25 protein-coding genes are annotated in these 25753 nt (G+C 62.8%); 14 read left to right on the top strand and 11 right to left on the bottom strand.

The genetic code is table 11. From position 1 onward, the window contains the following. Nucleotides 1-98 precede the first annotated feature (98 nt). From AC0L3H_RS08980 to AC0L3H_RS08970, 3 genes are all read left to right on the top strand, one after another. Nucleotides 99-1472, top strand: coding sequence for a class II 3-deoxy-7-phosphoheptulonate synthase (locus AC0L3H_RS08980; protein WP_473585206.1), 1374 nt, complete (start codon nt 99-101; stop codon nt 1470-1472). Nucleotides 1473-1623: 151 nt separating this feature from the next. After that, nucleotides 1624-2028, top strand: a complete 405-nt coding sequence (locus AC0L3H_RS08975) for a dihydrofolate reductase family protein (RefSeq protein ID WP_473585205.1) — start codon at nt 1624-1626, stop codon at nt 2026-2028. Then, nucleotides 1950-2180, top strand: coding sequence for a dihydrofolate reductase family protein (locus tag AC0L3H_RS08970; RefSeq protein WP_473585267.1), 231 nt, complete (start codon nt 1950-1952; stop codon nt 2178-2180). The genes AC0L3H_RS08975 and AC0L3H_RS08970 overlap by 79 nt, the downstream gene beginning before the upstream one ends. Before the next feature lie 11 nt (nt 2181-2191). Here the strand turns inward: AC0L3H_RS08970 and AC0L3H_RS08965 are convergent, their stop codons facing one another. Both AC0L3H_RS08965 and AC0L3H_RS08960 read right to left on the bottom strand, forming a co-directional pair. After that, nucleotides 2192-2980 carry an RES family NAD+ phosphorylase gene (locus AC0L3H_RS08965; protein ID WP_473585204.1) on the bottom strand — a complete coding sequence of 263 codons (789 nt, stop codon included), beginning with the start codon at nt 2978-2980 and terminating at the stop codon, nt 2192-2194. Beyond that, complete coding sequence (locus AC0L3H_RS08960) at nt 2940-3314, bottom strand: MbcA/ParS/Xre antitoxin family protein (protein WP_091593990.1); 375 nt, start codon at nt 3312-3314, stop codon at nt 2940-2942. Before AC0L3H_RS08960 ends, AC0L3H_RS08965 begins: the two co-directional genes overlap by 41 nt. Before the next feature lie 236 nt (nt 3315-3550). Between AC0L3H_RS08960 and AC0L3H_RS08955 the strand changes: the two genes are divergently transcribed. The 3 genes from AC0L3H_RS08955 to AC0L3H_RS08945 all read left to right on the top strand — a co-directional run bounded on the left by AC0L3H_RS08955 (nt 3551) and on the right by AC0L3H_RS08945 (nt 5102). Continuing rightward, nucleotides 3551-3970, top strand: a complete 420-nt coding sequence (locus AC0L3H_RS08955; RefSeq protein ID WP_128169005.1) for a GFA family protein — start codon at nt 3551-3553, stop codon at nt 3968-3970. 95 nt (nt 3971-4065) lie between these two features. After that, nucleotides 4066-4425, top strand: coding sequence for a diacylglycerol kinase (locus tag AC0L3H_RS08950; RefSeq protein WP_091593617.1), 360 nt, complete (start codon nt 4066-4068; stop codon nt 4423-4425). 98 nt (nt 4426-4523) lie between these two features. Next, complete coding sequence (locus AC0L3H_RS08945; protein WP_473585203.1) at nt 4524-5102, top strand: hemerythrin domain-containing protein; 579 nt, start codon at nt 4524-4526, stop codon at nt 5100-5102. A gap of 3 nt (nt 5103-5105) precedes the next feature. On the opposite strand, the gene AC0L3H_RS08940 is transcribed toward AC0L3H_RS08945, so the two are convergent. Continuing rightward, the gene (locus AC0L3H_RS08940; protein ID WP_128183150.1) at nt 5106-5693 is read right to left on the bottom strand and encodes a DedA family protein; all 588 of its coding nucleotides are present in this window, start codon (nt 5691-5693) and stop codon (nt 5106-5108) included. Then, nucleotides 5690-6253, bottom strand: coding sequence for a DUF1003 domain-containing protein (locus tag AC0L3H_RS08935; RefSeq protein WP_473585202.1), 564 nt, complete (start codon nt 6251-6253; stop codon nt 5690-5692). The genes AC0L3H_RS08940 and AC0L3H_RS08935 overlap by 4 nt, the downstream gene beginning before the upstream one ends. A gap of 89 nt (nt 6254-6342) precedes the next feature. Between AC0L3H_RS08935 and AC0L3H_RS08930 the strand changes: the two genes are divergently transcribed. The 4 genes from AC0L3H_RS08930 to gltX all read left to right on the top strand — a co-directional run bounded on the left by AC0L3H_RS08930 (nt 6343) and on the right by gltX (nt 12973). Continuing rightward, nucleotides 6343-7056, top strand: a complete 714-nt coding sequence (locus AC0L3H_RS08930; RefSeq protein WP_473585201.1) for a DNA-3-methyladenine glycosylase I — start codon at nt 6343-6345, stop codon at nt 7054-7056. Nucleotides 7057-7229: 173 nt separating this feature from the next. Next, nucleotides 7230-8975: an NAD+ synthase gene (locus AC0L3H_RS08925; protein ID WP_473585200.1), complete on the top strand. Its 1746-nt coding sequence runs from the start codon at nt 7230-7232 to the stop codon at nt 8973-8975. 521 nt (nt 8976-9496) lie between these two features. Beyond that, complete coding sequence (locus AC0L3H_RS08920) at nt 9497-11302, top strand: ABC transporter ATP-binding protein (protein ID WP_473585199.1); 1806 nt, start codon at nt 9497-9499, stop codon at nt 11300-11302. Nucleotides 11303-11599: 297 nt separating this feature from the next. Next, nucleotides 11600-12973, top strand: coding sequence for a glutamate--tRNA ligase (gltX, locus tag AC0L3H_RS08915; protein ID WP_287319591.1), 1374 nt, complete (start codon nt 11600-11602; stop codon nt 12971-12973). Here gltX and AC0L3H_RS08910 read toward each other — a convergent pair. The 4 genes from AC0L3H_RS08910 to AC0L3H_RS08895 all read right to left on the bottom strand — a co-directional run bounded on the left by AC0L3H_RS08910 (nt 12891) and on the right by AC0L3H_RS08895 (nt 17618). Then, complete coding sequence (locus tag AC0L3H_RS08910) at nt 12891-14027, bottom strand: DUF2865 domain-containing protein (protein ID WP_473585198.1); 1137 nt, start codon at nt 14025-14027, stop codon at nt 12891-12893. The two genes, gltX and AC0L3H_RS08910, sit on opposite strands and share 83 nt — an antisense overlap. 309 nt (nt 14028-14336) lie before the next feature. After that, nucleotides 14337-16661, bottom strand: coding sequence for an NADP-dependent malic enzyme (locus AC0L3H_RS08905; protein WP_027155125.1), 2325 nt, complete (start codon nt 16659-16661; stop codon nt 14337-14339). 370 nt (nt 16662-17031) lie between these two features. After that, nucleotides 17032-17406: a PIN domain-containing protein gene (locus AC0L3H_RS08900; protein ID WP_473585197.1), complete on the bottom strand. Its 375-nt coding sequence runs from the start codon at nt 17404-17406 to the stop codon at nt 17032-17034. Continuing rightward, a complete protein-coding gene (locus AC0L3H_RS08895; protein ID WP_023801115.1) occupies nt 17406-17618 on the bottom strand; it encodes an AbrB/MazE/SpoVT family DNA-binding domain-containing protein in 213 nt (70 codons plus the stop codon). The genes AC0L3H_RS08900 and AC0L3H_RS08895 overlap by 1 nt, the downstream gene beginning before the upstream one ends. Nucleotides 17619-17762: 144 nt before the next feature. Between AC0L3H_RS08895 and AC0L3H_RS08890 the strand changes: the two genes are divergently transcribed. Further along, nucleotides 17763-18836 carry an alpha/beta fold hydrolase gene (locus AC0L3H_RS08890; RefSeq protein WP_473585196.1) on the top strand — a complete coding sequence of 358 codons (1074 nt, stop codon included), beginning with the start codon at nt 17763-17765 and terminating at the stop codon, nt 18834-18836. A 194-nt stretch (nt 18837-19030) separates the two neighbouring features. Here the strand turns inward: AC0L3H_RS08890 and AC0L3H_RS08885 are convergent, their stop codons facing one another. Beyond that, on the bottom strand, nt 19031-19978 hold the full coding sequence (locus AC0L3H_RS08885; protein WP_473585195.1) for a LysR family transcriptional regulator: 948 nt from the start codon (nt 19976-19978) through the stop codon (nt 19031-19033). Between the two features lie 138 nt (nt 19979-20116). Between AC0L3H_RS08885 and AC0L3H_RS08880 the strand changes: the two genes are divergently transcribed. Further along, the gene (locus AC0L3H_RS08880; RefSeq protein ID WP_473585194.1) at nt 20117-21085 is read left to right on the top strand and encodes an MBL fold metallo-hydrolase; all 969 of its coding nucleotides are present in this window, start codon (nt 20117-20119) and stop codon (nt 21083-21085) included. A gap of 506 nt (nt 21086-21591) precedes the next feature. Here AC0L3H_RS08880 and AC0L3H_RS08875 read toward each other — a convergent pair. Beyond that, on the bottom strand, nt 21592-22371 hold the full coding sequence (locus AC0L3H_RS08875; RefSeq protein WP_473585193.1) for an SDR family oxidoreductase: 780 nt from the start codon (nt 22369-22371) through the stop codon (nt 21592-21594). 119 nt (nt 22372-22490) lie between these two features. Here AC0L3H_RS08875 and AC0L3H_RS08870 point away from each other — a divergent pair, with 119 nt between their 5' ends. Beyond that, nucleotides 22491-23321: a UDP-2,3-diacylglucosamine diphosphatase gene (locus AC0L3H_RS08870; protein ID WP_473520511.1), complete on the top strand. Its 831-nt coding sequence runs from the start codon at nt 22491-22493 to the stop codon at nt 23319-23321. Nucleotides 23322-23558: 237 nt separating this feature from the next. Next, a complete protein-coding gene (locus AC0L3H_RS08865; RefSeq protein WP_473585192.1) occupies nt 23559-24776 on the top strand; it encodes an MFS transporter in 1218 nt (405 codons plus the stop codon). On the opposite strand, the gene dgcA is transcribed toward AC0L3H_RS08865, so the two are convergent. Continuing rightward, a complete protein-coding gene (dgcA, locus tag AC0L3H_RS08860) occupies nt 24747-25730 on the bottom strand; it encodes an N-acetyl-D-Glu racemase DgcA (protein ID WP_473490267.1) in 984 nt (327 codons plus the stop codon). The two genes, AC0L3H_RS08865 and dgcA, sit on opposite strands and share 30 nt — an antisense overlap. Nucleotides 25731-25753 lie beyond the last annotated feature (23 nt).

Raw genomic sequence — 25753 nt, 5'->3', positions numbered from 1 at the left:
TAGAATAGGAAATCGGCTTCGTGTATGGAGCCGCGATCCCCATATTGGGGCGAAATGGCGGGCGACAGCACCCGCTGGAAAGAATTTTGGGTGCAACGATGACGAAATGGTCGCCGAATTCGTGGAGAGCAAAGCCGATCCAGCAGGTTCCTGCCTATCCGGATCTTGCCGCGCTGAAGAACACGGAAGCCCAGCTCGCCACCTTTCCACCGCTGGTTTTTGCAGGTGAGGCACGCAAGCTGAAGAAGCAGCTTGCGACCGTCGCTGCCGGTGACGCATTCCTTCTGCAGGGCGGCGATTGCGCCGAGAGTTTCGCCGAGCATGGCGCGGACAACATCCGCGACTTCTTCCGCGTCTTCCTGCAGATGTCCGTGGTGCTGACCTTCGCCGGCGCGCAGCCGGTGGTGAAGGTCGGCCGTGTTGCCGGCCAGTTTGCCAAGCCGCGCTCATCCGACAACGAGACCAAGGGCGGCGTGACCTTGCCCAGCTATCGCGGCGACATCATCAACGGCATCGAGTTCGACGCCAAGTCGCGCATTCCCGACCCTGCACGCCAGGAGATGGCCTACCGCCAGTCAGCGGCGACGCTCAACCTGTTGCGCGCTTTTGCGCAGGGCGGCTACGCCAGCCTGGAGAACGTGCATCAATGGATGCTCGGCTTCGTGTCCGACAGCCCGCAAGGGGAGAAATACGAGTCGCTCGCCAACCGCATCACCGAGACGATGGACTTCATGAAGGCTGTCGGCATCACCTCGGAGACCAATTACGCGCTGCGCGAGACCGACTTCTACACCAGCCACGAGGCGCTGCTGCTCGGCTACGAGGAGGCGCTGACCCGCGTCGATTCGACCTCGGGCGACTGGTATGCAACCTCCGGCCACATGATCTGGATCGGCGATCGCACCCGCCAGCCCGACCATGCCCATGTCGAATACTGCCGTGGCATCAAGAACCCGCTGGGCCTGAAATGCGGCCCGTCGCTGACGCCGGACGGCTTGCTGCAGCTCATCGACCTGCTCAATCCGGAAAACGAGCCCGGCCGGCTGACGCTGATCGCGCGCTTTGGCTCCGACAAGGTCGCCGAGCATCTGCCGAAGCTGGTGCGCGCAGTGCAGAAGGAAGGCCGCAGCGTGGTGTGGTCGTCGGACCCGATGCATGGCAACACGATCGAGGCCGCCGGCTACAAGACACGGCCGTTCGACCGCATCCTGAAGGAGGTGCAGAGCTTCTTCGAGGTGCATCGCGCCGAAGGCACGCATCCGGGCGGCATCCATATCGAGATGACCGGCAAGAACGTCACCGAATGCACCGGTGGCGCTCGCGCCATCACCGCCGAGGAATTGCAGGACCGCTACCACACCCATTGCGATCCGCGCCTCAACGCCGACCAGGCGATCGAACTGGCGTTCCTGGTCTCGGACCTGCTCAAGAAGAGCCACCCGGTTCAGCACAAGCGGGCCGTCAACGGCTGATTTCAGTCGCCATCGGAATTCACGATAAAGAAGCGCCGGAGAAATCCGGTGCTTCTTGATTCCGCATTGAATTCCACGCATCTTGCGATGGACTGATTGCGATGTGCAATCGGTTATGTATCTTCGCGCGAGGACATAAACGGAGGCACCGATGGCCAGGATCGTCTATGCCATGCTGATGTCCCTGGACGGCTACATCGCCGGGCCGGACGGAGACATTGCCTTGCCGGTACCCGAAGGGGAACTGCACCGGCATTTCAACGACATGATGAGACAGACCTCGATCGCGCTCTGCGGACGCCGGATGTACGAGGTGATGCGCTTCTGGGACAGTCCTGACCGAGAGACCGGTGCCGAGATCGAGCGGGATTTTGCCGGCGCCTGGCGCGAGACCCCAAAGATCGTGTTTTCGACGACGCTTCGGGAAGTCGGACCCAATGCCCGTCTGCTGAACGGCGATGTCGAGAACGTGGTGAGATCCCTCAAGTCGGAAGCGGATGGCCAGATTACCGTTGCCGGCGCCGATTTGCCGCGCATCTTGCACGCTCCGGTCTGATCGACGAGTACCGGCTCTACATCCACCCGGTCGTGCTTGGCGGCGGCAAGCCGTATTTCCAGTCCGGCCTGTCGCTGACCTTGAAGCCGCTTGGTAAGGAAAGCCTAACCCAGGGCGTGACGCTGCTGCGCTACGCACCCGCCGGTTTTTAGCGAGGATCCGGCTAGCGGCCGCGCTCCCAGCGCAGTCCGTTGAGCCGGGGATCGGCGGCAAACGCCGTCCTCGAAAACTCGATCCGCTTTTGCGGAAACTCGCAGATCGCCTGCACGCCGAAGGCGCCCAGCCGGATGCGCCAGGTGTGGGGTTCCAGCGGTTTCGGCTTGGCAAAGCCGCTGCATGCCAGCAGCGCCACGTTAGCGCCTTTCGGGTCGCGCACGGAGCGATAGCGGATTGCCTCCAGCCTGGCTTCGCGCGCGACATCGGCAATATTTTGGCAGGCCGCATAGTCGGTCGGGTGCGTCCACGCCGCTGCGTCGCGGTCGAGCGGCGGCCGCGTCAGGTCGATTACCTTTGTGCTGCGTATCGCTGCGGCGAAGGCGGTGTATTCGGCGGCGTCGCGTGGCCACGGCGTAGCCGGCGATTCGGCGAAGAACAGCAGGCGGTAAAAAGCCATCTCAGAGACGGCGGTCATAATGGTTTCCGCCGCATAGTAGACGCCCTTGGTCCTGCCGGCGCGGCGGAAGCGCGAACCGTGCGGATAGATCGAGCCGTAGCGGAAGGGCGTTGCCAGGAGATAATGCAGATGCCGGCATTCCAAGGGGATTTGCGGCTTGGTTTCCTCGATCAGGTCTTCGAGGACGGCCTGCTCGTCGAGCGTGTCAACGACTTTCAATGTCGAGACGCGGTGCTGCGCCTCGACCATGCGCCAGTATTTGCCATCGAGCCCATGCTTGCCACCTCGTTTGGCGGCTTCAGACGAGAGCGCGTCGGGAGTCCAGATAGGCGATGACATCGACAAGCCCTGATATCGTCACGATTTTTTCGAGCGGGGTGCCATCGAAGGCCGTGTTGGCATTCTTCAGCCATGCCCGGGCGACGGTCTCGTCGCCGCCGACAATGGCGTCGAGCGAGCGGAACAGGCGGACGAACAGCACGGCAAGCTCGAACGGCTTGGTTCCACGCTCCAGCAGGAATTCCTGCCTGCGCATGCGCGAAACCGTGGCTTCCGAAACCCCGATGATGGAGGCCAGCATCCTGGCGGTAATGTCCAGCAGGTCGGCGGCGCGCAGCGTCGCCTTGGTCAGCACTGCATTTTCGGCCGTGTTGGCGGCGAGATTGGGTTGCATTGTCGGCAGCGTCTCCTTTCTGATGAAAATATAGCGCACAAAAATTCATATGGAAAGATATTGCTTTAACAATTGGCGGACCGTCGAGAGGCTGTTGGCGCGGCCTTGCCGCTTTGTCCAAAGCGTGCTGTGCGGAACACGCCCGTCGAATGTCGCATTCGCTTGAGCACGGCCGCTGCAAAACTGGAATCCTGGCAAGGGACGCCGAGGATCACGGCTGCGTCGGGAGGCCCGAGATGGACAACACACATAGCGGCTCTTGCCTGTGCGGGGCTGTCCGGTTCAAGACGCGAGGGGCCTTGCGCGACGTCATCTATTGCCATTGCTCGCAGTGCCGGAAGCAGAGCGGGCATTTCTACGCTGCAACCAATGTTGCCAATGCAGACATCACGATTATGGGCGCGGAAAGCATCACCTGGTACGAAGCATCTTCGTTTGCCAGGCGCGGTTTCTGCAAGACATGCGGCTCGTTGCTGTTCTGGAAGCCGCAGGATGATGAATATGTCTCGGTTCTCGCCGGACTGTTCGACAAGCCCACCGGACTTCAGGGCCAATGCCACATCTTCGTCGGCGACAAGGGCGACTACTACACGATCGACGATGGGTTGCCGCAGTTCGAAAAGTCGACGCCGTCGATCAAGGTCGCCGATGAGTGACAAGCTCGCCGGCAAATGATTTTTGCAGCGATCGCCTTATTCCCTTGATCCGGCCATTGCGCTATCCCCCTGCCGGTGGTTCGGAAAGGTTTGGCATGCAGCGGCTGATCGATGCTTTCTACAATTCAGTGCGGGCATTTCGCAAATTGGCTTCCAGCGAAAAAGCCTTCCAGCAGGAGCTGATGCTGCTCGTGCTTGCGCTGCCGCTCGGCTGGTTTGTTTCGGTGTCGTGGCGCGGCTATGCGCTGCTGATCGGCGCGGTGCTGCTGCTGATCATGGTCGAAGTGCTGAACACCGGCATCGAGGCCGCATGCGATGCGTTCAGCCGGGAGTTCAACGTCGATATCCAGCTCGCCAAGGACTGCGGTTCGCTGGCGGTGCTGATTTCGGTGGTGATCGTTGCCGGCGTCTGGGGCATCGCCATCATCGAGCGAATCATGGGGCTACCGATCTAGCCATCAAACCCCTACATGCCGGTCACCACAACCTGATCCCATGATCTGTTCCGAAACCCGGTATCCACTTTCCGGGATCATGGTCTGAGGAGACCGACATGACCGCCGATTCCCTGCTGCTCGAACGCGCAGGCCTGCCGGACGATTTGCGCTGGCTGGCTGAAAAATACCCGCGCGAGGTCTGGCAGGGCCACGCCAATATCCATGGCATCGCCACTATGTGGCTGCAGCGGCACGAAATGTTCCGCGAGCTCGGCGGCATGCTGACCAACGGCACTGGCGACTATCGCGAGGGTCGGCTGACGGCGCCGGAGTTCGCACGCTGGTTCGCGCCGCGCCTCAATCATTTTCTTGGGCACCTCGACGGCCACCATAATGTCGAAGATATCCATTATTTTCCGGTCTTCGCCAAGGCCGAGACCCGGCTGAAGCGCGGCTTCGAGATTCTCGATGCCGATCATCATACGATCCATGAAGGGCTGGAGCGCAATGCCGAGGCGGCAAACGCTTTCATCCGCACGCTAAGCGAGAGCGAGGACAAGCAGCGCTTTGCCGCCGATGTGTATGCCGACGAGAACAGCCGGCTGATCGCCATGCTGACCCGGCACCTTGCCGACGAGGAAGACCTGATCATTCCACTGATCCTCGATCGTGGCCGGGCGCTCGGCATCGACTGATCATCACGTCTCCTTGCTACGCTCCTTCTTGGCAATTGTGTGAGCGATGAACCAGGCGAGGATCGCTGCTGCCAGGCCGATCGCGAGGGCGATCAACAATCGCTCGTGACGGACCAACGCCTGGCCGACGATGCGCTCCGCGCCAAGCCCGAACACATAGCCGATGGTGGTGAACAATCCGGCCCAGACCATCGATGAAATGGCGTTGAGAATGACAAAGCGCGTCACGGCAATGCCGGACAATCCGGCCGCGATGCCGCCGACAAGGCGCAGGCCATAGATAAAGCGGTTCGTCAGCACGAAAATGTCGGGATGGGTGGAGACAAGACGATAGGCGTGGCTGAAACCCGGCCGGCCCTTCAGTTTGACCACGAACGGATGGTCGGCGAAGCTTCGTCCGAGGATAAAGAAACAGCTGTCGCCGGCAAAGGCGCCGATGGCCGCCGCCAAAAACGCCTGCCACAGGACGAAAACATGCTGATGCGCGAAAAAACCGCCGAGGAGGGCGGCACTTTCGCCCTCGGCGACACAGCCCAGGAAGACGGCAATCAGCCCATATTGCTCGATGAGATTATGGATGGCATCCGTCATGAAGGCGTCCGCTGCTTCGACAGGATATCGTCGATCCGCTTCACTTGTTCGGCCAGCTGCGCGATCTCGTCGCGCATGCCAACGATCTGGCTGTGGCGCAGTTCGTCCAGCTTCTCATGCAGCGCCATGATCTCGATCTCGGCCTTGAGATTGACCTCGTAGTCGTGGGCGGCGTCGATGCGGTCGCGCTCGGCCTGGCGGTTCTGCGCCATCATGATCACCGGCGCCTGCAGCGCAGCGATCATCGACAGGATAAGGTTGAGGAAGATGAAGGGATAGGGATCGAAGGCGTCGCGCGACAAAAGCCAGGCATTGCCTGACGTCCACAGGATCAGGAAGGCGATGAAGACCAGGATGAAGGACCACGAACCGCCGATCCGGGCGATGGTATCGGCGAGGCGGTCGCCAAACGTCTGGTGAAAAGCGACGGCCTTGTTGGTGTCCTTCGCGATCGTGGTGCGTTCGAGCGTGCTTTGCAGCACCTGGCTCTCGATCTGGCTTAGGCCATCCGGCCTTCGCCGCAGCCAGCGGTTTGCCAGATCTTCGATCGTCTTGTTCATTGTCGCCTCCGTCGTCAGCGTCCGCATAGACCTAGAGGCTGCCGGTTCGCGCGGGAAGTGGTAGATTGACGCGACAGGGTGAGGAAACAATGATGGATTTTCAGAAAATCCGCGCCCGCGCGGCCAAACGCAAGGGCGGGGAAGCGGTGCTGGCATCGCTGCTGGGGCCGATGCCCGACAATGCCGCGGTGGCTGACATTAGCGATGACCGCATCCTGTCGACGATGGCCGAGCGTGTTTTTGCCGCCGGTTTCGTCTGGCGCGTCATCGAGCAGAAATGGCCGGGTTTCGAACAAGCGTTTCTCGGCTTCGAGCCGAAGCGGCTGTTGTTCCAGCCTGACGATTTCTGGCACGAGCTGACGGCCGACGAGCGCATCGTGCGCAATCCGCAGAAGATCAAGGCGGTTCGCGACAACGCGGCTTTCGTCGAGCTTGTGTCGAAGGAGCACGGCGGCTTTGGCAGGTTCCTCGCCGACTGGCCAGAAGACGACCAGGTTGGACTGATGGCCTATCTCGGCAAGCATGGCAGCCGGCTCGGCGGCAATACCGGCCAGTATTTCTTGAGGTGGCTGGAGTGGGACGCCTTCATCGTCTCAGGCGACATGGCCGCCGCACTGCGCGACGCCGGCCTGGACATCGCCGAACACCCGACCTCGAAGCGGGATCTCGACAAGATCCAGAACCAGATCAATGCCTGGGCGGCAGACACCGGGCTGCCGCGCCGGCATATTTCGCGCATCCTGGCGATGTCGATCGGCGAAAACCATTGGCCGCAGGCATTGCGCGAATATATGGGCGAATAGGACGCGATCGGTATCCTGCGGTCCGATCGGTCTTACGAATGAGATGTGTCATACGGTCTGACACGAATGACCTAGGTCATTCGGTCTGGACACGAATGACATAGCTCATCGGTCCGGGGTGGTCCAAGCAAACGCCATTGCCCGGCCAATTCTGTCGCGCTAAGTCAGCAGGCATGACCGACAAGACCGCTTCCGACATATTGCGCATCGCCGTCGCCCAGCTCAATCCAACGGTTGGCGATGTCGCCGGCAATCTCGCCAAGGCGCGCGAGGCGAGGGCGGATGCCGCTCGCCAGGGCGCCGACATCGTGCTGTTCACCGAGCTTTTCCTTGCTGGGTATCCGCCCGAAGACCTGGTGCTGAAACCGGCGTTTCTGAAGGCCTGCGAGCGTGCGGCGCAGGATTTCGCTGGCGATACTGCCGATGGCGGGCCTGGCTTCATTATTGGCACGCCGCTGAAGCGCAAGACCGGCACGCACAATTCGATCATCTTTGCCGATGGCGGCAAGATCCTTGCCGAGCGCTACAAGCTCGATCTGCCGAACTACGGCGAATTCGACGAGAAGCGCGTCTTCCAGCCCGGCCCTGAAATCCAGGGGCCGGTCAATTTCCGCGGCGTGCGCCTGGGGATTCCGATCTGCGAAGATATTTGGGGCGATGTCGGCGTCTGCGAGACGCTGGCCGAAAGCGGTGCTGAAATCCTGCTGGTGCCGAACGGCTCGCCCTATTATCGCGGCAAGGTCGATGTTCGCCACCAGATTGTCATCCGCCAGGTCATCGAATGCGGATTGCCGATCATCTATGCCAACCAACTTGGCGGCCAGGACGAGCTGATCTTCGACGGCGCGTCGTTTGCCATAGGTTCCGACAAGACGCTGGCCTTCCAGATGAGCCAGTTCGAGGAAACGGTCAACGTCACCACCTGGAAGCGCAACCGCGCCGCCGCAGGCGCGCAAAATAGAAATAACGCTGCGGCAGGCGCGCAACTTGGAAATGGTCCTGATGGCTGGGTCTGCTCCGAAGGACCGATGTCAAAAATCCCGGAAAAGGAGGAGGCCGATTACCGCGCCTGCATGCTGGGCCTGCGCGACTACGTCAACAAGAACGGTTTCAGGAATGTCGTGCTCGGGCTTTCCGGCGGCATCGATTCGGCGATCTGCGCCGCACTTGCCGTCGATGCGCTCGGCGAGGAACGGCTGCGCGCCGTGATGATGCCCTACCGCTACACCTCGAAGGACTCGCTCAAAGACGCCGAGGATTGCGCCCGCGCGCTCGGCTGCCGTTACGACATCGTGCCGATCTTCGAGCCGGTCGAGGGATTCCTGCATACGCTGACGCAGCTTTTCGAGGGCACCAAGCAAGGCATCACCGAGGAAAACCTGCAGAGCCGCGCGCGCGGCACCATTTTGATGGCGATCTCCAACAAGTTCGGCTCGATGGTGGTCACCACCGGCAACAAGAGCGAGATGTCGGTCGGCTATGCCACGCTCTACGGCGACATGAATGGCGGCTTCAACCCGATAAAAGACCTCTACAAGATGCAGGTCTATGCGCTGGCGCGCTGGCGCAATACGCATGTCCCGCCGGGTGCGCTGGGCCCTTCCGGCGAGGTGATCCCGAACAACATCATCGACAAGGCGCCGTCGGCGGAACTGCGCGAGAACCAGACGGATCAGGACTCGCTGCCGCCCTATCCGGTGCTGGACGACATATTAGAGTGTCTGGTCGAGAACGAGATGGGTGTCGACGAGATTGTGGCCCGCGGCCACGACCGGGCAACGGTGACGCGCATCGAGCACCTGCTCTACATCGCCGAATACAAGCGCCGGCAGGCAGCGCCGGGCGTGAAGATCACCAAAAAGAATTTCGGCCGCGACCGCCGTTATCCCATCACCAACCGGTTCAGGGACGGCGGATAGATCGCCGTTTTTTGCTCCTGTGAAAATGGCTGCCGCGAGGAAGTGCACAACCCGCGATTGTTGCAAAATCGCCTCACCAGTTGGACCAGATGCGCTTTCGGCAACCTGCTGGCTTGGCGCGGCGTAGACGCGTCTCTATAAAGGCGTCTCCGCGATCCCTACGCATCGGCCTGAAAATCGGAATCGATTTTCAGAAAGCACGATGCGCAGATTCAAGAAGTTGGAGCGTACTTTGTGCGTCCGAATGGACGCACGTCGCTCTAACGGGAGGACCGAATGCCAGGATTTGACATCGTTATGCGAGGCCGCGAAGCCTAGGTTTCAGAGGGCGCGCCGGAAGGTTTTCACCTTCATGGCCAGGCAATCTGACAGCAGGCATTCGTCGATGCCGGTCGCCGCCCGTATTCGGGCGAGCCGCCAATATGCCGAACCTTCCGCATTCCCGGGCACTCACGCGCCCAACGCGGTTTTCTCAGTTTCGACCTTACCGGGACCGGGCTCGTTTGCGCCCGAATGACATCATGGCTCGTTTTCAGATCGATTTGCGCGCCGGCGCCTTTCGCAGCGTCCTTGGCTTCACGCTCAGTCATTGGCGGCGCCAGCCGTGGCGGCTTTCGCTCATCATGGGCACATTCCTGCTGTCGACCTTGGCCGACGTGCTGACGCCGCTCTATTCCGGCCGGCTGGTCGACGCCGTCGCCAGCAGTGCTGCGGCCGACGATGTCGCCTGGGACGCGGCGATGGCGGCCTTTTCGATGCTGGTGGCGCTGGCGCTCACCGGTGTCGTGCTGCGCAACCTCGCCTTCATGGCCATCGTCGAATTGACCCTGAAGATGATGGCGGATATCGCCGCCGACGCCTTCCACCGGGTCCAGCGTTTCTCCACCGACTGGCACGCCAACAGCTTCGCCGGATCGACCGTGCGCAAGATAACCCGCGGCATGTGGGCGCTCGACCTGCTCAACGACACGATCCTGATCGCGCTGCTGCCGTCCGTCGTCATGCTCGTCGGCTCGACGCTGCTGCTCGGCTGGTTCTGGCCGCTGATGGGTGCTGTCGTCGCCGCAGGCTCGGTGCTGTTCATCGCGGTGACGGCGCTGCTGTCGCTTGGCTATGTCGCGCCCGCGGCAAGGCTTGCCAATGCATGGGACACGCGCCTTGGCGGCTCGCTGGCCGATGCGGTGAGCTGCAACGCCGTGGTCAAGGGCTTTGGCGCCGAGGAACGCGAGGAAACACGCCTCGCCAAGGTCGTCGCCAGATGGCGCGCCCGCACGCGCCGCACCTGGGTGCGCGGCACCATCAACGGCACCACGCAAGGATCGATGCTGCTGCTTCTGCGAACAGCGGTGATCGGATTTTCGCTGCTTTTGTGGTCGTGGGGGCAGGCGAGCGCCGGCGATGTCACCTTCGTGCTGACCTCGTTCTTCGTGCTGCAAGGCTATCTGCGCGATATCGGCACGCACATCCGCAATTTGCAGCGCTCGATCAACGACATGGAGGAACTGGTCGACTTCCAGTTCGAGCCGCTCGGCATCGAGGATGTGCCCGGCGCCAGGCCGATCCGCATCACCAACGGCCGCATCAGCTTCGACAACGTCACCTTCCATTATGGCAGCCACCGACTGCCGCTGTATCGCGACTTTTCGGTGGACATCGCGCCGGGCGAGCGCGTCGGGCTGGTCGGCCATTCGGGTTCGGGCAAGACGACCTTCGTCAAGCTGATCCAGCGGCTTTACGACGTGAACGCGGGAACGATCCTGATCGACGGCCAGGATATTTCCGGGGTGGCGCAGGCGTCGCTGCGCGGACAGATCGCTATCGTCCAGCAGGAGCCGATCCTGTTCCACCGGTCGCTGGCCGAAAACATCGCTTATGCCCGGCCGAGCGCGACGCAGGCCGAGATCGAGCATGCCGCACGGCTGGCAAGCGCGCACGATTTCATCGTCGATCTGCCGAAAGGCTATGGCACGCTGGTCGGCGAGCGCGGCGTGAAATTGTCGGGCGGCGAGCGCCAGCGGGTGGCGATCGCGCGGGCCTTCCTTGCCGATGCGCGGATCCTCATTCTGGACGAGGCGACATCGAGCCTCGATTCGGAATCGGAGGTGCTGATCCAGCAGGCGATGGAGCGGTTGATGGTCGGCCGCACGACGCTGGTCATCGCGCACCGGCTTTCGACGGTGCGAACGCTTGACAGGCTCCTGGTGTTCGATCGCGGCCGCATTGTCGAGGAGGGCTCGCATGATCAGCTGATCCGGCTGCAAGGCGGCATCTACCGCCGGCTGTTCGAGCGCCAGGCGCTCGAATTGACCAAGGGGCTGGCGATCTGACGACTTGCGGCGCCGCGCGCGTCCAACAACTTTGAATCTGCGCATCGTGCTTTCCGCAAATCGGTTCCGATTTTCGGGCCGATTAGAGCGACGTGCGTCCCCTTGGACGCACAAAGTACGCTCTAACAACTTTGAATCTGCGCATCGTGCTTTCCGCAAATCGGTTCCGATTTTCGGGCCGATGCGCTAAAACGCGCGTCGCTGCCGCCTTCTCATCGCCTTCGTCATGTCTTATGTCTGCGGCCAAGCGCGGGGGCGTGTCTTGTCAACAGCAAAACCATCCGGTACGCCCCATTCATGACAGTTACCGTCCGTTTCGCCCCATCACCCACCGGCCGCATTCATATCGGCAATGCCCGCACTGCGCTGTTCAACTGGCTGTTCGCCATGAACAACAAGGGCCGCTTCATCCAGCGCTTCGACGACACCGACGTCGCGCGCTCGACACAGGAATTCTCCGACGCCATCCTCTACGACCTGCATTGGCTTGGCATCTTTCCCGACGCCACGGAATACCAGTCGCGGCGCTTCGAGTTCTACGATGCGGCGGTGGAGAAATTGAAGGCGGCGCGCCTTCTCTATGCTTGCTACGAAACACCGGAAGAGCTCGATCTCAGGCGAAAGGTGCGCCGCACGCGCGGCCTGCCGCCGGTCTACGGCCGCGAGGCGCTGACGCTGACGGCTGAGCAGGTCGCCGAATACCAGGCCGATGGCCGCCGGCCGCATTGGCGCTTTCTGCTGCCCAATTTCACCAGCGATCCGCTGCAGCCGGAGCGCACCGAAATCCACTGGAACGATCTGGTGCGCGGCGAGGAAACCGTCGACCTAGCCTCGCTTTCCGACCCGGTTCTCATGCGCGAGGACGGCACCTATCTTTATACTCTGCCTTCGGTGGTCGACGACATCGAGATGGGGATCAGCCATGTCATCCGCGGCGACGACCATGTCACCAATACCGGCGTGCAGTTGGCCTTGTTCCAGGCGCTGGGTGCCGAGCCGCCGGTGTTCGGCCACCACAATCTGTTGACCACCGCATCGGGCGAGGGCCTGTCGAAGCGGAGTGGCGGGCTGTCCATCGAAAGCCTGCGCGAGACCGGCATCGAGCCGATGGCGGTCGCCTCGCTGGCGGTGCTCGTCGGCACCTCGGAAAATGTCGTCGCGGTGCAGACGATGGCTGAGCTTGCCGAGCGCTTCGATCCGGCGGCGACATCGAAATCCCCGGCCAAATTCGATCCGGACGAGCTTTTCGTGCTCAATCGCACGCTGCTGCACCATATGCCGTTTTCCGAGGCGCGCGACCGGCTGATCGTGCTCGGCATTTCCGGCGAACAGGCGGAGCCGTTCTGGCTGGCGGTTCGCGGCAATCTCGACAGGTTGGCCGACGCCGCAATCTGGTGGCGCACACTTCGCGACGGCCCGCAGGAGCAGCCGGACTTTTCCGACCCCGACCGCGAGTTCCTTCGCCAGGCGTTCGATCTTTTGCCGGAAGACCCCTGGAACGGGTCGGTCTGGAAGGAGTGGACCGGCAGGATCAGGGAAGCAACCGGCCGCAAGGGCAAAGCGCTGTTCACGCCGCTCAGGCTGGCGCTTACAGGCCAGCCCTCGGGGCCGGAGCTTGCAGATCTGTTGCCGCTGCTGGGTCGGGAAGGAACGTTGGCCCGACGACCCTGACCTTGCGCTGTTCCGGTGGCGGCAAGGTCGTCGGCGAGGGTTTTGCGGCGGGGCGCTCGATGGCTTCGCGATCGAGCCGGCCTTCGCCATTGGCCAAACTCTCGGGGTCGGCGGGGGCAGCCTGTTCCGGGCTTGGCGGGTTGCCGGCAATGATCTCGAAATTTCGCGCGGCGTTGCAGCCGCAGGCCGGCGGACGCGCGGGCTGCTTGTAGAGATAGGCGGTCGGCAGCTCGCTGTAGGGCCTGCCGGTTACCGAAGACGTCATGCCGCCCGAGTCGTCGCCAAAGCCGCGCGCATAAAACACCTGCATCTCGGTGCCGGGGCAACTCGAATCGCAGTTCTTCTGGTCGCGCTCGAAATCGCCCAGCGAGGCGGCGTTCGACATCGGGAAGAAATAGCCGTCGCAGGTGCGCACGCACATGGTGCGGAATTTGCCGTGCGGCTGGCCCATGTCGTCGGCATTATCGAGCATGGTGCGGATGTCGCGCGGACCCACGGCTTGATCGGGCTCTTCAGGCCGGTCGGACGCGCCGGGTCCAATTGCGTCGCTGCCCAAAAGATGGTCGAGCAAGTTTTTCTCGCCGGTTCCACGGCTGGCGTCGCGGCCCGGTGCCGGCTTTGGCGGCGCCGCATCATCGCGGCAGCCATTGGCGTCGAGCGAAGCCAATATGCGTGCGCGATTGCGGTGCGAGCCGTCGCCGGCGAGTTCAGCGCGCGTGGCTTGCAAGCCGTCGAGATTGGCTGCCATCCGATCGATGGTGGCGTCGAGTGTGGCGCATGCGTTGGCGTTGCGGCGCGACGGCGAAAAGCCGCAGCCGGCGCGGCTGGATTGGCTGACGGCCTTTGAAATCTGCTGGCGCTGCCGCACGATTGCATCGTCATATTTCCTGAGCAGGGCTGGCTTGGTGCCGCCACCGCGCGAAGCGGCCGCGAGATCGGCTTCCAGCTGCCGGCAAACACCGGAGGCGGCCTGCAGTTCGGTGGCGGCAAAGCCTGACAATGCCAGGGCACCGAGCAGTGCTGCGGCGCGCGTCAGCTTCCACCCTCCGCCCATACGGAACTCCGCTTGCCTCGTCCGTTGCGAAGGTTACCGCGTCCGCGGTTAACTGTTTATTTAGCTTACCCGTCAAATTGCGTTTTGTTGGGCGTGACCAATGCAACGTCGGCGCCGCCCCTCATCTGCCTGCCGGCATCATCTCCCCGTATAGTGACGGGGAGAAGGGGCTGGCCGCAACCTCGGCACACTTTTTGCAACGCTGGAGATTGGCGAAATCGTTTGCGAAGGCGTCTTTCTCCCCGTCACTATACCGGGAGAAATGCCCGGCAGGGCAATGAGGGGCAGCGCAGACCTGAAGCGATTGCCTTAGCCCAGAGTTACGACCGCTTGCGCCTTGTGGGCCGCTTCGACCACCGCGAGCGCCGTCATGTTGACGACGCCGCGCGATGTCACCGACGGCGTCAATATATGCGCCGGCCTGTCGGTGCCGAGCAGGATCGGGCCGACATGCAGCGCGTCCATCATCGCGCGCAGCGCAGTGAGCGTGATGTTGGCCGAATCGAGATTGGGGAAGACCAGCAGATTGGCTTCGCCCTTCAGCCGCGAATGCGGATAGACCCGCTGGCGCAGCGGCTCCGACAGAGCCGAGTCGGCATGCATCTCGCCGTCGCATTGCAGGTCCGGCGCGATGCGCGCCAGGATCGCCGCTGCCTGCCGCATCTTGAGCGCACTTGGCGAATCGCGCGAGCCGAAATCCGAATGCGACAGCAGGGCGGCCTTGGGCTCGATGCCGAAGCGCTGGATTTCCTCGGCCGCCAGCACCGTCATCTCGGCGATCTCTTCGGCGGTCGGATCGACGGTGACATGGGTGTCGGTGAGGAAAATGATGCCGCGTTGCGAGATCAGCATGGAGAGCGTCGACAGGTCGTGATCCTTGATGCCGGCGCGCGGGCCGATGATCAGGGTGACATTGCGCAAGTGCCGCTCAAACCGTCCTTCCAGGCCGCAGACCATGGCGTCGGCGTCGCCACGCTTGAGGGCAAGTGCGGCGATCACCGTGTTGTCGGTGCGCACCATGGTGCGCGCGGCCTCCGTCGTGACGCCACGCCGGCCGGCGAGCTCGATCAAAAGGTCGACATAGTGGCGATAACGCGGATCGTCCTCGGGATTGATCAGGCCGAAATCGACCCCCGGCTTGATGCGCAGCCCGTAGCGTTTCAGCCTGACTTCGATGACATGCGGGCGGCCGATCAGGATCGGCTCGGCGATGCCTTCCTCCAGCACCACCTGGGCGGCGCGCAGCACGCGCTCGTCCTCGCCGTCGGCATAGATGACGCGCTTGGCGCTCGACGTCTTGGCCATCGTGAACACCGGCTTCATGACCAGGCCGGAGCGGAAGACGAAGCGGTTGAGCGTGTCGATATAAGCCGCAAAGTCGGTGATCGGCCGTGTCGCGACGCCGGTGTCGCAGGCGGCCTTGGCCACCGCCGGCGCGATGCGCAGGATCAGCCTGGGATCGAACGGCGAGGGGATCAGGAAATCGGGCCCGAAGATCGGCGTTTCGCCGGAATAGGCGCGGGCAGCGACATCAGACGGTTCCTCGCGGGCAAGGGCTGCGATCGCCCGCACCGCAGCCATCTTCATCTCTTCGTTGATGGCGCTGGCGCCGCAGTCCAGGGCGCCACGGAAAATGTAAGGAAAACAAAGCACGTTGTTGACCTGGTTGGGAAAATCGGAACGGCCGGTGCAGATCATCGCGTCGGGTCGCGCCGCCCGTGCCGCTTCCGGCATGATCTCGGGGTTGGGGTTGGCCAAGGCCAGGATCAGCGGTTTTGGGGCCATGTGCTGGAGCAATTCCGGTTTCAGCACGCCGGCGGCCGAAAGACCCAGGAACACGTCGGCGCCCGGCAGCACATCGGCCAGCGTGCGCGCCTCGGTGTCCTTCACATAGGGGTCCTTCCAGCGGTCCATTTCGTCGACGCGGCCCTTGTAGGCGACGCCGAAACGGTCGGTGACCCAGATGTTTTCGATGCGCGCGCCGAGCAAAACCAGCAAGTTGAGGCAGGCGAGGGCCGCTGCCCCGGCGCCGGAGGTGACAATCTTGATGTCGGAGATCGTCTTGCCGGCAAATTCCAGCCCGTTGAGCACGGCGGCGGCGACGATGATCGCGGTGCCGTGCTGGTCGTCGTGGAAGACCGGTATGGCCATGCGCGCCTTCAGCCGTTCCTCGACCTCAAAGCATTCGGGCGCCTTGATGTCCTCGAGGTTGATGCCGCCGAAGGTCGGCTCCAGCGCCGAGATCGTCTCGACCATCCGCTCGATGTCAGGCGCGTCGATCTCGATGTCGAAGACGTCGATGCCGGCGAATTTCTTGAACAGCACCGCCTTGCCTTCCATCACCGGCTTGGAGGCCAGCGGGCCGATATTGCCCAAGCCGAGCACCGCCGTACCGTTGGAGACGACACCAACCAGATTGGCCCGCGCCGTGTAGTCGGCGGCGGCTGCCGGATTGTCGCGGATCTCCAGACAGGGCGCCGCGACGCCAGGCGAATAGGCAAGCGCCAGATCGCGCTGGTTGCCGAGCGGCTTTGTCGCCTGGATTTCAAGCTTTCCAGGGCGTGGGTGCTTGTGGAAATAGAGGGCGGCCTCATCGAGGTCCGACCGGGCTGCTTTTTTGTTTTCGCCTTGCATGCCGGCCGCTCCTCAGTTCAGTCCGTTTGCTGTTTTGAGTCTCTTAGCATGCAGCCGAGGCTTTTCGAGAGGTGATATGTCGCAAAGTGCGGCCTTTGGCTTCGCATCGCCGGTCCGGCCTGTGTGGTCTGCCATTGAAATGTTGGGATGACGGGCGGGGTGCTGTGACGAGCTACGCCGACATCCCAGTTTGAATGTCTGCAATGGGTGGAGAACGACCTTCACGAGCGAGCCGCGTCGAATACGAGCGCGCTTCTGTTCGCTTGGGCAAAGGAGAAAATTCTACGTCTTGACCGACGTGCCGAGTTTTCACACGCCCTCGGTCGTGAACTGCCGGAGCCGACATCACCCCGGCCCAACAATGTCAGCGCTAGATCTTTTCGATGAGGGTGACGACTGGCAGGCTCTCGAAATGCTTGTCGCAAGTCAGGAGCGTCGCGTCATGCGCCCGAGCGGTCGCGAAAATGATCGCATCTGCGGTCGCCAATTTGTGCTTCCGGCAGGCTTCGGCGGCCGCCAGGGCGATTTCCGTGTCAAGCGGGACCACCGTACAGACCTGCGTAAAGGCGATGGTCTGATCGGCTTTGTCTTCGCCTACTTCGCGAGTGAGCCATTTTGCGAGTTCCAACTGCACAATGGTCGGAACGAGCCAGTCGGCTCGCTCGGGCAGATGCTCTGCCACCTGCTCTCCAGTCGGAGAGTCTATCAGCCATTCGATCCAAGCCGAGGTATCGACGAGCACCATCAGAAACGGTCCGACCGGTCGCGATATTCCGTCGCCGAAGCGCCCTTCGCCAGCCCCTTCAGCGCTTCCCGCTTCGGCACAGGGACGAGTAGCACGCCCGTTCCCTTCGGGATGAAGGCCAAGGTCAAACCCGCTTCCCAATGCTGGGCGGTCCGGATCGCCTTGGGGATCGATATCTGGAACTTCGAGGACAGGGTTGCAGTCTCCGGCATTATAATACCCTCACTTGATCGATGCGCCAAACGTAAGACGCAATGAGGGCCAATGCAAGGAACTTACGGCCGCCGTCTAGTCTCGGATTTCGAGACAGGGCACCGCCACCTTTGCGAAACGCGATTGCGATCGGAGATGTCGTCATGTCCCATTTCACCGCCTTTCCCCTTGTGCTCGCCGCAGCCATCATGGCTGCGGCTCCAGTCCCGGCAGGCGAGCCGGATCTCGTCAGGGCCGACAGGTTCGTCGAACTACCGACGGGCGAGCGCCACTTCGTCCGGGAGGTGCGCCGTCCTGGCGCAGCGTCCGAACCCAAGTCCGCCGTCCTCCTCATCCATGGCGCACGCGTGCCCGGCGTGGCGTCCTTCGATCTGCCTGTTGCGGGCGGATCGCTTGCCGCCGACCTCGCGGCGGACGGGCACCTTGTCTATGTCCTGGATCTTCGCGGCTACGGCGCATCGAGCCGTCCTGCGGCCATGGACAGGCCGCCGGACAAGTCCGCTCCCCTGATGCGCACCGAAGACGTCGTGGCGGATATCTCCGCAGCGGTCGACGGCATCGCGAAATGGAGCGATGTTTCGAGGATCAGCCTCGTCGGCTGGGCCACCGGCGGGCATTGGGCCGGCGCCTATGCCAGCCGCTTGCCGCAGACGGTTGATCGGCTCATCCTCTACAACACCCTGTATGGAGGCTCAGACCAGCATCCCACTCTTGGCACCGGCTCGCCGCTCGAAAATCCGGATCGGCCCGGGACGTTCAATGTCCATGCGTTTGGCGGTTATCGGCTGAATACACGTCCGAGCCTGTTCACCGCCTGGGACGACAGCATCCCGGCCGCGGAAAAGGCTCAGTGGCGCGATCCCGCGGTGGCCGCGGCCTACGGTGATGCGGCACTCGCCTCCGACGAGACGGCGTCGACGCGCCAGCCGCCGAGTTTCCGGTCACCGAGCGGCGCCATGGCCGACAGCTTCGAACTCGCGTTCGATCGCCGGCAATGGTCGGCGGCGGCGCTCACCATGCCGGTGCTCGTTATCCGTTCTGGACGGGATTTCTGGAGCCGACCGGAGGATGCGAAGGCAATTGTGGAAGAAGCACCAAAAGCGGAACGCCTGAACATCCCGGACGCTACCCACTTCGTGCATCTCGACCGCGAGGCCGCAGGGCGCGGTGTGTTCCTCGGCGCCGTGAAGCGGTTTCTCGATCGGCAGGAGGACTGACCATGAAGGGCAGTTCATGTGTCCTGCGGGAGCAGCAGCCGCAACGGTGTCAGGTCGACCGCCTCCAGGCTTTGCGGCTACCGTCCACCCGACAGCTACTCACTGCGCGGTCGCGGGGCTACGCCTTATCTCCGCCGCGCCACATCTCGACTCCCCCGTCTCCGCCATTTCCCTGCGCGTACAAACGTCAGACTTCACTGGGCCGGCGCCGTTTCCTTGGATGTACATGCTTTTTTGTCATCGACGAACGCACCCATCGCGGCGAGGTGGTCGGCGAAGCCGGCAACGAACCGCCTAACCTTCAACGGAATGAAGCGGTTCGATGGATAGACCGCATGCACATGGTGCGGCGCATAGTGCCAGTCCGGCAGCACAAGTTCGAGCAAGCCTTCGGCGATGAGCGGATCGAGTGTCACCCTGTGCCCGAGGCCGATGCCGACGCCGGACAGCAACGCTTGATGATTGAGCAGCGAATTGTCGGAGCGCATGGCCGGCCGGATTCGCACCTCGGCCTTTTCGCCGCCCGGGCCGGTGAGCGGCACGACATCGCGCTTCCTGATGTGGGCGTAAAGCAGATAATCATGGTCGGCGAGATCTTCCGGGCGTCGCGGCCGGCCCCTGCGGTCGAGATACTCTGGCGTTGCCGCAAGGCAGCGCCCGATCACCCCGAGCTTGCGCACGATCAGCCGGTCGTCATCGATGGTCCCCATACGGATCGCCACGTCGAGCCCCTCTGCGATCACATCGACGAAACTGTCGGTCAGCGCCACGTCGAGCAACAGTTCCGGATAGGCGCGCTTGAACTCGATCAGATAGCTGCCAAGCACGCCGGCGCCGAAGCTGGCCGGCGCGCCGACGGCAAGACGTCCGCACATCTTCGATTCGAGGCAGCCGACGCTGCGGTCCGCCTCCTCGATGCGCTCAATGATGTCGCGGGCGCGCTCCAGATAACGCCGGCCGGCTTCCGTCGGCGAAACATGGCGGGTCGTACGGTCAAAGAGCCGGACGCCTAGACGCGTTTCCAGTGCACGGATCTGCTGGCTGACGGCCGGCTGGCTCAAGCCCAACTCGCGCGCTGCCGCCGAGAAGCTGGCGGTATCGCAGGCGCGTACGAAGCTGGTCAGCTCGGTCAAGCGGTCCATGATGGCAACTCTCCGTCGTGATTAATAAACAAGAGTAATAAGACATATAAGGTATTGGCAAGTTCAAAAAGCTGAGCCTATGGCATAGACCCGCCTTGCTCCGCCTGGAGCTCTAGATCCCAAACTGGAGACGATGCAATGCCGCTTTCCCGCCGTCATTTTCTCGCCGGTGCCGGCCTAACCGGCGGCACTCTCCTAGCCAACGTCTCCGTTCCGGCGGTGGCCCGCGCGCCGCTGGTCGACGCCGCAACGCTTGGCGGGCTGCGCCGCAACGTGGGATCGGTCCAGGTTACGGCGCTACTAGATGGCTATATCGACCTTGGTTCCGAGCTGGTCATCGGACTCGCTGAGGCCGATGCGGAGCGGCTGGCTGAGGCCAGCTTCCAGAAGCCCGGACCGCGCCGCGCACCGGTCAATGCCTATCTCATCAATCTGGGCGACCGTCTGGTGCTCGTCGACGCCGGTACGTCGGGCAGCATGGGCCCGTCACTCGGCAGACTTCCGGCCGCTATCGAGGCGGTCGGCGTCTCTCCGGACCAGGTCGATACATTGCTGATTACCCACATGCATCCCGACCATATCAACGGCGTTCTGACTCCCGCCGGCCAGGCGCTGTTTCCCAATGCCGAGCTCGTCGTCACCGCCGCCGATTACGCCTTCTGGCATGACGACGCGAACATGAACCAGGCGCCGGATGGGGCAAGGCCGTTCTTCATCGGCGCCCGCCAGGCCGCCGTCGCCTATGCGAACCGCGTGCGGCAGGTGGGTGGCGAGGGCGAGGCGGTCGGCGCGATCCGCACCGTGCCGCTGCCCGGCCACACTCCGGGCCATGCCGGCTTCATCGTGGAATCGGACGGCGAGGCGCTGTTCATCTGGGGCGATGTCGTGCACATGGCGACCTACCAGTTCGCGCGCCCGGACTGGAGCATCGCCTTCGATGTCGATTCCAAGCTGGCTGCCGAAACGCGCAAGCGGACGCTCGACCGGGTCGCTGCTGACCGGATGCTGATCGCCGGCATGCATTTGCCGTTCCCCGGCATCGGCCATGTGGCGCGCGATGGCGACGCCTATCGCTTCGTGCCGGACGAATGGCCCTATGCACTGTAGCGGCGGCCGGCGCGGTAAGGGGCCATCATAGCCCCGCTGCTCAACACCACACCCGGCCCCTCGCCAGCGCAGCCGATGTCTTTGAGACTTCGGACGATAAATCGGCTCCTTTTGGTTTGGCACGGCAGAAGCCTGCTCACCTCCCTCGCGCTGCGTGAAACCGCGACGTCGCCATCGACCGTGCGTCAGCCATCAGCTCAAACTGAACCGGCCGACCACTTTTCTGGTGCACCACGATCGCACGCGCCCGTATCTGCGGACCGACGACCAAGGTTCCGATGTTGATCTTCACGAGGTCGCATCGGTATCGTGGCGAAATGCGCGATCTGCCTCGGCTGCCAATTATGATCTGTCGCGAAATTCAGTTCTGCACCCGACTTCTGCGACAGATATGATCCATGACGACGGCCACCTGCAAGGCCTGCTTTCAGAGCCGTCACTTCCTGACAAGAACGGCCGAGATGGATCGTCTCCCGGCGTCCCCAGCGGGTACCAAGCGTTAGGCGCTAAAACGCGCTGACGTAGAGGCCGCCATCGACCGGTATGTTCTGCCCGGTCAGGTAGCCGGCATGAACCGAGCACAGGAAGGCGCAGATCTGGCCGAATTCCTCGGGCGTGCCGAGCCGCTTGGCCGGAACGTTGGCTGCTGCCTGGGCCTTGCGTGCGGCGGCGGCAGCCGGATCTTCCGGGGTGCCGGCTTCATGCGGGGGACGCAGCCGGTCGGTGTCGAGCTTGCCCGGCAGCATGTTGTTGATCGTCACATTGCGGTCGATCACCGTCCGCGCGACGCCGGCCAGGAACGAAGTCAGGCCGGCGCGCGCGCCGGACGACAGATCGAGGCCTGGAATGGGAACATAGACCGACAGCGAGGTGATGTTGACGATGCGGCCGAAGCCGCGCTCGGCCATGCCGTCGATCACAGCCTGAACAAGCTCGACCGGGGTCACCATGTTCTGGGTGACGCCTTCGAGGATCTTTTCGCGGTCGAGCTCGCGGAAATCGCGAAGCGGCGGTCCGCCATTGTTGTTGACGAGGATATCGGGATCGGGACAGGCGGCAAGCAGCGCGTTCTGCACCTCGAGCTTCGATACGTCGCCGACGATCTCGGTCACCTCAACGCCAAATTTTTCGCGCAGTTCGGCGGCGGTCTTGGCCAGTTGGTCGGCGTTGCGCCCGTTGACGACCAGGTCGCAGCCGGCTTCGGCCAGCGCTTTGGCGCAACCGCGCCCAAGACCCTTGCTCGAAGCACAGACGATGGCCTTTTTTCCGCGAATACCGAGATCCATGGCGATTTCTCCTCTGATTTGGGTCGCAACCTACTCTTGGGGCTGGACCAATCGCAACCGTCATACGGTTGTTGCATGAATCGAGGCATAGCCTGTTCGGAAGCAACGGTGAGAATCCAATGCCTGGCGCAGAGCCCCGCACATTCCGCAGCATGTTCATCTCCGACGTCCATCTCGGATCGAAGGCGGCGAAGGCCGAGTTCCTGATCGATTTCCTGCGCCATCACGACGCCGATATCATCTATCTCGTCGGCGACATCGTCGACGGCTGGCGGCTGAGACGGAACTGGCACTGGCCGCAAAGCCACAATGACGTCGTCCAGAAATTGCTGCGCAAGGCGCGCAAGGGCGCCAGCATCACCTACATCGCCGGCAATCACGACGAATTTGCGCGCCAGTTCCAGGGCGTGCATTTCGGCGGCATCGTCGTCGCCGACCGCGTCGTCCACGAGACCGCCAACGGCAAACGCTTTCTCGTCATCCATGGCGACCAGTTCGACACCGTCGTCCACAATGCGCGCTGGCTGGCCTATCTCGGCGACTACGCCTATGATGCGGCGATGCTGGTCAACCGCGTGGTGACGCGACTTCGCCAACTGCTTGGCCTGCCTTACTGGTCGTTTTCGTCCTGGGCCAAGGTCAACGTCAAGAAGGCGGTGAATTTCATCGGCTCGTTCCAGACCATGCTGACCGAGGAAGCGCGCCGCTCGCATGTCGACGGCGTGATCTGCGGCCACATCCACCATGCCGCGATCGAAAATTATGAGGACGTGCAGTACATCAACACCGGCGACTGGGTGGAGAGCTGCACCGCGGTGGTCGAGCATTTCGACGGCCAGATGGAGATCCTGCACTGGGCGCATGTCCTGCCGGAGGTTCCGGTCGGCGGCGAAGTGCTGGTGCCGATCGACATCGTCGCCATCAAGGGCAGGGCAGTCCAGGCTGCCTGACGCGATGATGCGTTCATGCATGTCGCGCAAAAGCATGCCCTCGGGCCTGACACGAGGGTGTGCAGCGGTTTTGCGATAACGACATGCATAAACAAGAACCTAAAGCGCGTCGCATGAGGCCGGTCAAACGCGACGCGCTTTAGCGCAGCGGTTTCATCGCTTTTTTCGCCATGTTATGGGATCGGCTTGCGTTGTTTGGCCGGCCGGTCGAATGCTGCGCCGACGGATTGCCTGCTGATGTCCTCCCTGCCGCCGCTTTCACCCGAACAACTCGTCAAGCCGCGTCAGTTCGAGCTGCGCATGGGCCTGATCTTCTTCACGCTTTTCGTGCCGCTCGGGATACATTTGCCGTACTTTCCGCTGTGGCTGCAGGCAAATGGTTTTGATGCCGAGCAGATAGCGATCATTCTCGCGGCACCGATGTTCCTGCGCGTGGGGACGACGCCATTGCTTACGGCACTGGCCGACAGGGCGAGCGACCGCGCCCATGTCTATGTCGCGCTGACGGCCGCATCGCTGGCGCTGTCCGCCGGTTATTTCCTGACACCGAGCTATGCCATGGTGCTGGCCGTTTCGCTGGCGCTCACTGTCGCCTGGACCCCGCATTCGCCGATCGCCGATTCGCTGGCGCTGTCGGGGGTGCGTCGCTTCGGCTCGAATTACGCCAACATGCGCAAATGGGGATCGATCTCCTATCTGTGCGCAAATCTTGCCGGCGGTTTTATCCTGTCGGCGACCGGCGCCCAGGCAGTTCCGGTGATCATCTTCGTGGCGTTTGGCGCCGCACTTGTCGTCGCACTGATCGCGCCGCGGCTCGGCCGTCCCCGCCGTGCCTTGCCGCTTTCGGCTGCCGACATCCAGCAGTCGGCGCCAAAACTCCTCAACGGCTATTTCCTGTATTTCTCCGTCGGCGTCGGCGTCATCACCGCCAGCCACGCGTTTTTCTACGGCTTCGTCTCGATCTACTGGAAATCGATCGGCATCGGCGACTCTGTGGTCGGGCTGCTTTGGGGTTGGGGTGTCCTGGCCGAGATCGGCATGTTCATGATCTTTACTCGGGTTTTCGGTTCCTTCTCGGTCGTATCGATCATGCTGATGGCGGGAATAGGCGCGATCGTGCGCTGGATTGCCTTTCCCTTGATCTGGCCGCTTGGCCTTGGCGTAGGTGGGTTTTTCGCAGTCCAGACGCTGCACGCGGTCTCGGTGGCGCTGGTGCTGATCGGCCTGCAGAAAATGATCGGTGAGACGGTCGCGGAGGAACGCACCGGGGCCGCGCAAGGCATCGCCTATTTCTCCAACGGGTTTTTCACCGCTGTGGTGACGCTCCTGTGCGGCCCGCTTTACGACCGCTTCGGCGTCGACGGCTTTTTTGCCATGATCCCGATCGCCCTGGTCGGCCTCGTGCTGATCGGGCTTGCGGCGCGTTCAGCCCCACAGCGCCGGATCGGGCGGTGACACCAGCGAAACTTGGTAGACAAGGCCAGGCGCACGGTCGCGGGCCAGCAGCAGCGGACCGTCGAGATCGACGAAATCGGCATCCTGGGCCAACAGCACCGCCGGCGCCATGGCCAATGACGTGCCGACCATGCAGCCGACCATGACGCCAAAACCCAGTTCGCGGGCGCGATCGCGAAGGACGAGGGCAGCGGTCAAGCCGCCGGACTTGTCGAGCTTGATGTTGACCGCATCGTAAAGGCCGACAAGCCAGGCAAGGTCTTTAGCCTCATGCAGGCTTTCATCGGCGCAGATCGGCACCGGATGGGCGATGTTGCGAAGCATGCCATCACGGCCCGCCGGCAGCGGCTGTTCGATCAGCGCGATGCCGTGCTCGGCGGCAAAGGCCAGGTTTGCAACGATGTTGTCGTCGCGCCAGCCCTCATTGGCGTCCAGGATGATGCGGCTCGCCGGTGCCGCCTCCCTGACCGCGCGAATGCGGGCCATGTCGTTGTCGCCGCCGATCTTGACCTTGAGAAGCGGGCGCAGGGCATTGGCGCGGGCCTGGGCTGCCATGGCTTCGGGCTCGCCGAGCGACAGCGTGTAAGCCGTTTCGAGCGCCCTCGGCGGCGCCGTGCAGATGCTGGAAGCCACCGGCTTGCCTGCGATCTTCGCCTCCAGGTCCCACAGCGCGCAGTCGACGGCGTTGCGCGCCGCGCCTGCCGGCATGGCGTCGAGCAGCGCGGCCCGGCTGATGCCGCCCGCAATCTGCTCCCGCATAGCCTCGATCGCATCGCGCACACCCTCGATGGTTTCGCCATAGCGTTTGTAGGGGACGCATTCGCCGCGCCCGCTCTGGCCGTCCTCGCGGATCGTCACTGTGACGACCTCGGCTTCGGTTTTCGAACCGCGCGAGATGGTGAAGGTCCCGGCGATAGGAAAGCGCTCGGACTCGACCGAAATGACACGCGCCATATTTTTCTGCTCCGGCTGTGCGA

The organism is Mesorhizobium sp. WSM4816 (assembly GCF_055811535.1).
This window is presented reverse-complemented; position numbering and strand designations above follow the sequence as displayed.

Bases quoted from the DNA above. Each gene is read 5' to 3' on its own strand.
- AC0L3H_RS08980 (WP_473585206.1), top strand. From the start codon at position 99: ATGACGAAATGGTCGCCGAATTCGTGGAGAGCAAAGCCGATCCAGCAG.
- AC0L3H_RS08975 (WP_473585205.1), top strand. From the start codon at position 1,624: ATGGCCAGGATCGTCTATGCCATGCTGATGTCCCTGGACGGCTACATC.
- AC0L3H_RS08965 (WP_473585204.1), bottom strand. From the start codon at position 2,980: ATGTCATCGCCTATCTGGACTCCCGACGCGCTCTCGTCTGAAGCCGCC.
- AC0L3H_RS08960 (WP_091593990.1), bottom strand. From the start codon at position 3,314: ATGCAACCCAATCTCGCCGCCAACACGGCCGAAAATGCAGTGCTGACC.
- AC0L3H_RS08955 (WP_128169005.1), top strand. From the start codon at position 3,551: ATGGACAACACACATAGCGGCTCTTGCCTGTGCGGGGCTGTCCGGTTC.
- AC0L3H_RS08950 (WP_091593617.1), top strand. From the start codon at position 4,066: ATGCAGCGGCTGATCGATGCTTTCTACAATTCAGTGCGGGCATTTCGC.
- AC0L3H_RS08945 (WP_473585203.1), top strand. From the start codon at position 4,524: ATGACCGCCGATTCCCTGCTGCTCGAACGCGCAGGCCTGCCGGACGAT.
- AC0L3H_RS08940 (WP_128183150.1), bottom strand. From the start codon at position 5,693: ATGACGGATGCCATCCATAATCTCATCGAGCAATATGGGCTGATTGCC.
- AC0L3H_RS08935 (WP_473585202.1), bottom strand. From the start codon at position 6,253: ATGAACAAGACGATCGAAGATCTGGCAAACCGCTGGCTGCGGCGAAGG.
- AC0L3H_RS08930 (WP_473585201.1), top strand. From the start codon at position 6,343: ATGATGGATTTTCAGAAAATCCGCGCCCGCGCGGCCAAACGCAAGGGC.
- AC0L3H_RS08925 (WP_473585200.1), top strand. From the start codon at position 7,230: ATGACCGACAAGACCGCTTCCGACATATTGCGCATCGCCGTCGCCCAG.
- AC0L3H_RS08920 (WP_473585199.1), top strand. From the start codon at position 9,497: ATGGCTCGTTTTCAGATCGATTTGCGCGCCGGCGCCTTTCGCAGCGTC.
- gltX (WP_287319591.1), top strand. From the start codon at position 11,600: ATGACAGTTACCGTCCGTTTCGCCCCATCACCCACCGGCCGCATTCAT.
- AC0L3H_RS08910 (WP_473585198.1), bottom strand. From the start codon at position 14,027: ATGGGCGGAGGGTGGAAGCTGACGCGCGCCGCAGCACTGCTCGGTGCC.
- AC0L3H_RS08905 (WP_027155125.1), bottom strand. From the start codon at position 16,661: ATGCAAGGCGAAAACAAAAAAGCAGCCCGGTCGGACCTCGATGAGGCC.
- AC0L3H_RS08900 (WP_473585197.1), bottom strand. From the start codon at position 17,406: ATGGTGCTCGTCGATACCTCGGCTTGGATCGAATGGCTGATAGACTCT.
- AC0L3H_RS08895 (WP_023801115.1), bottom strand. From the start codon at position 17,618: ATGCCGGAGACTGCAACCCTGTCCTCGAAGTTCCAGATATCGATCCCC.
- AC0L3H_RS08890 (WP_473585196.1), top strand. From the start codon at position 17,763: ATGTCCCATTTCACCGCCTTTCCCCTTGTGCTCGCCGCAGCCATCATG.
- AC0L3H_RS08885 (WP_473585195.1), bottom strand. From the start codon at position 19,978: ATGGACCGCTTGACCGAGCTGACCAGCTTCGTACGCGCCTGCGATACC.
- AC0L3H_RS08880 (WP_473585194.1), top strand. From the start codon at position 20,117: ATGCCGCTTTCCCGCCGTCATTTTCTCGCCGGTGCCGGCCTAACCGGC.
- AC0L3H_RS08875 (WP_473585193.1), bottom strand. From the start codon at position 22,371: ATGGATCTCGGTATTCGCGGAAAAAAGGCCATCGTCTGTGCTTCGAGC.
- AC0L3H_RS08870 (WP_473520511.1), top strand. From the start codon at position 22,491: ATGCCTGGCGCAGAGCCCCGCACATTCCGCAGCATGTTCATCTCCGAC.
- AC0L3H_RS08865 (WP_473585192.1), top strand. From the start codon at position 23,559: ATGTCCTCCCTGCCGCCGCTTTCACCCGAACAACTCGTCAAGCCGCGT.
- dgcA (WP_473490267.1), bottom strand. From the start codon at position 25,730: ATGGCGCGTGTCATTTCGGTCGAGTCCGAGCGCTTTCCTATCGCCGGG.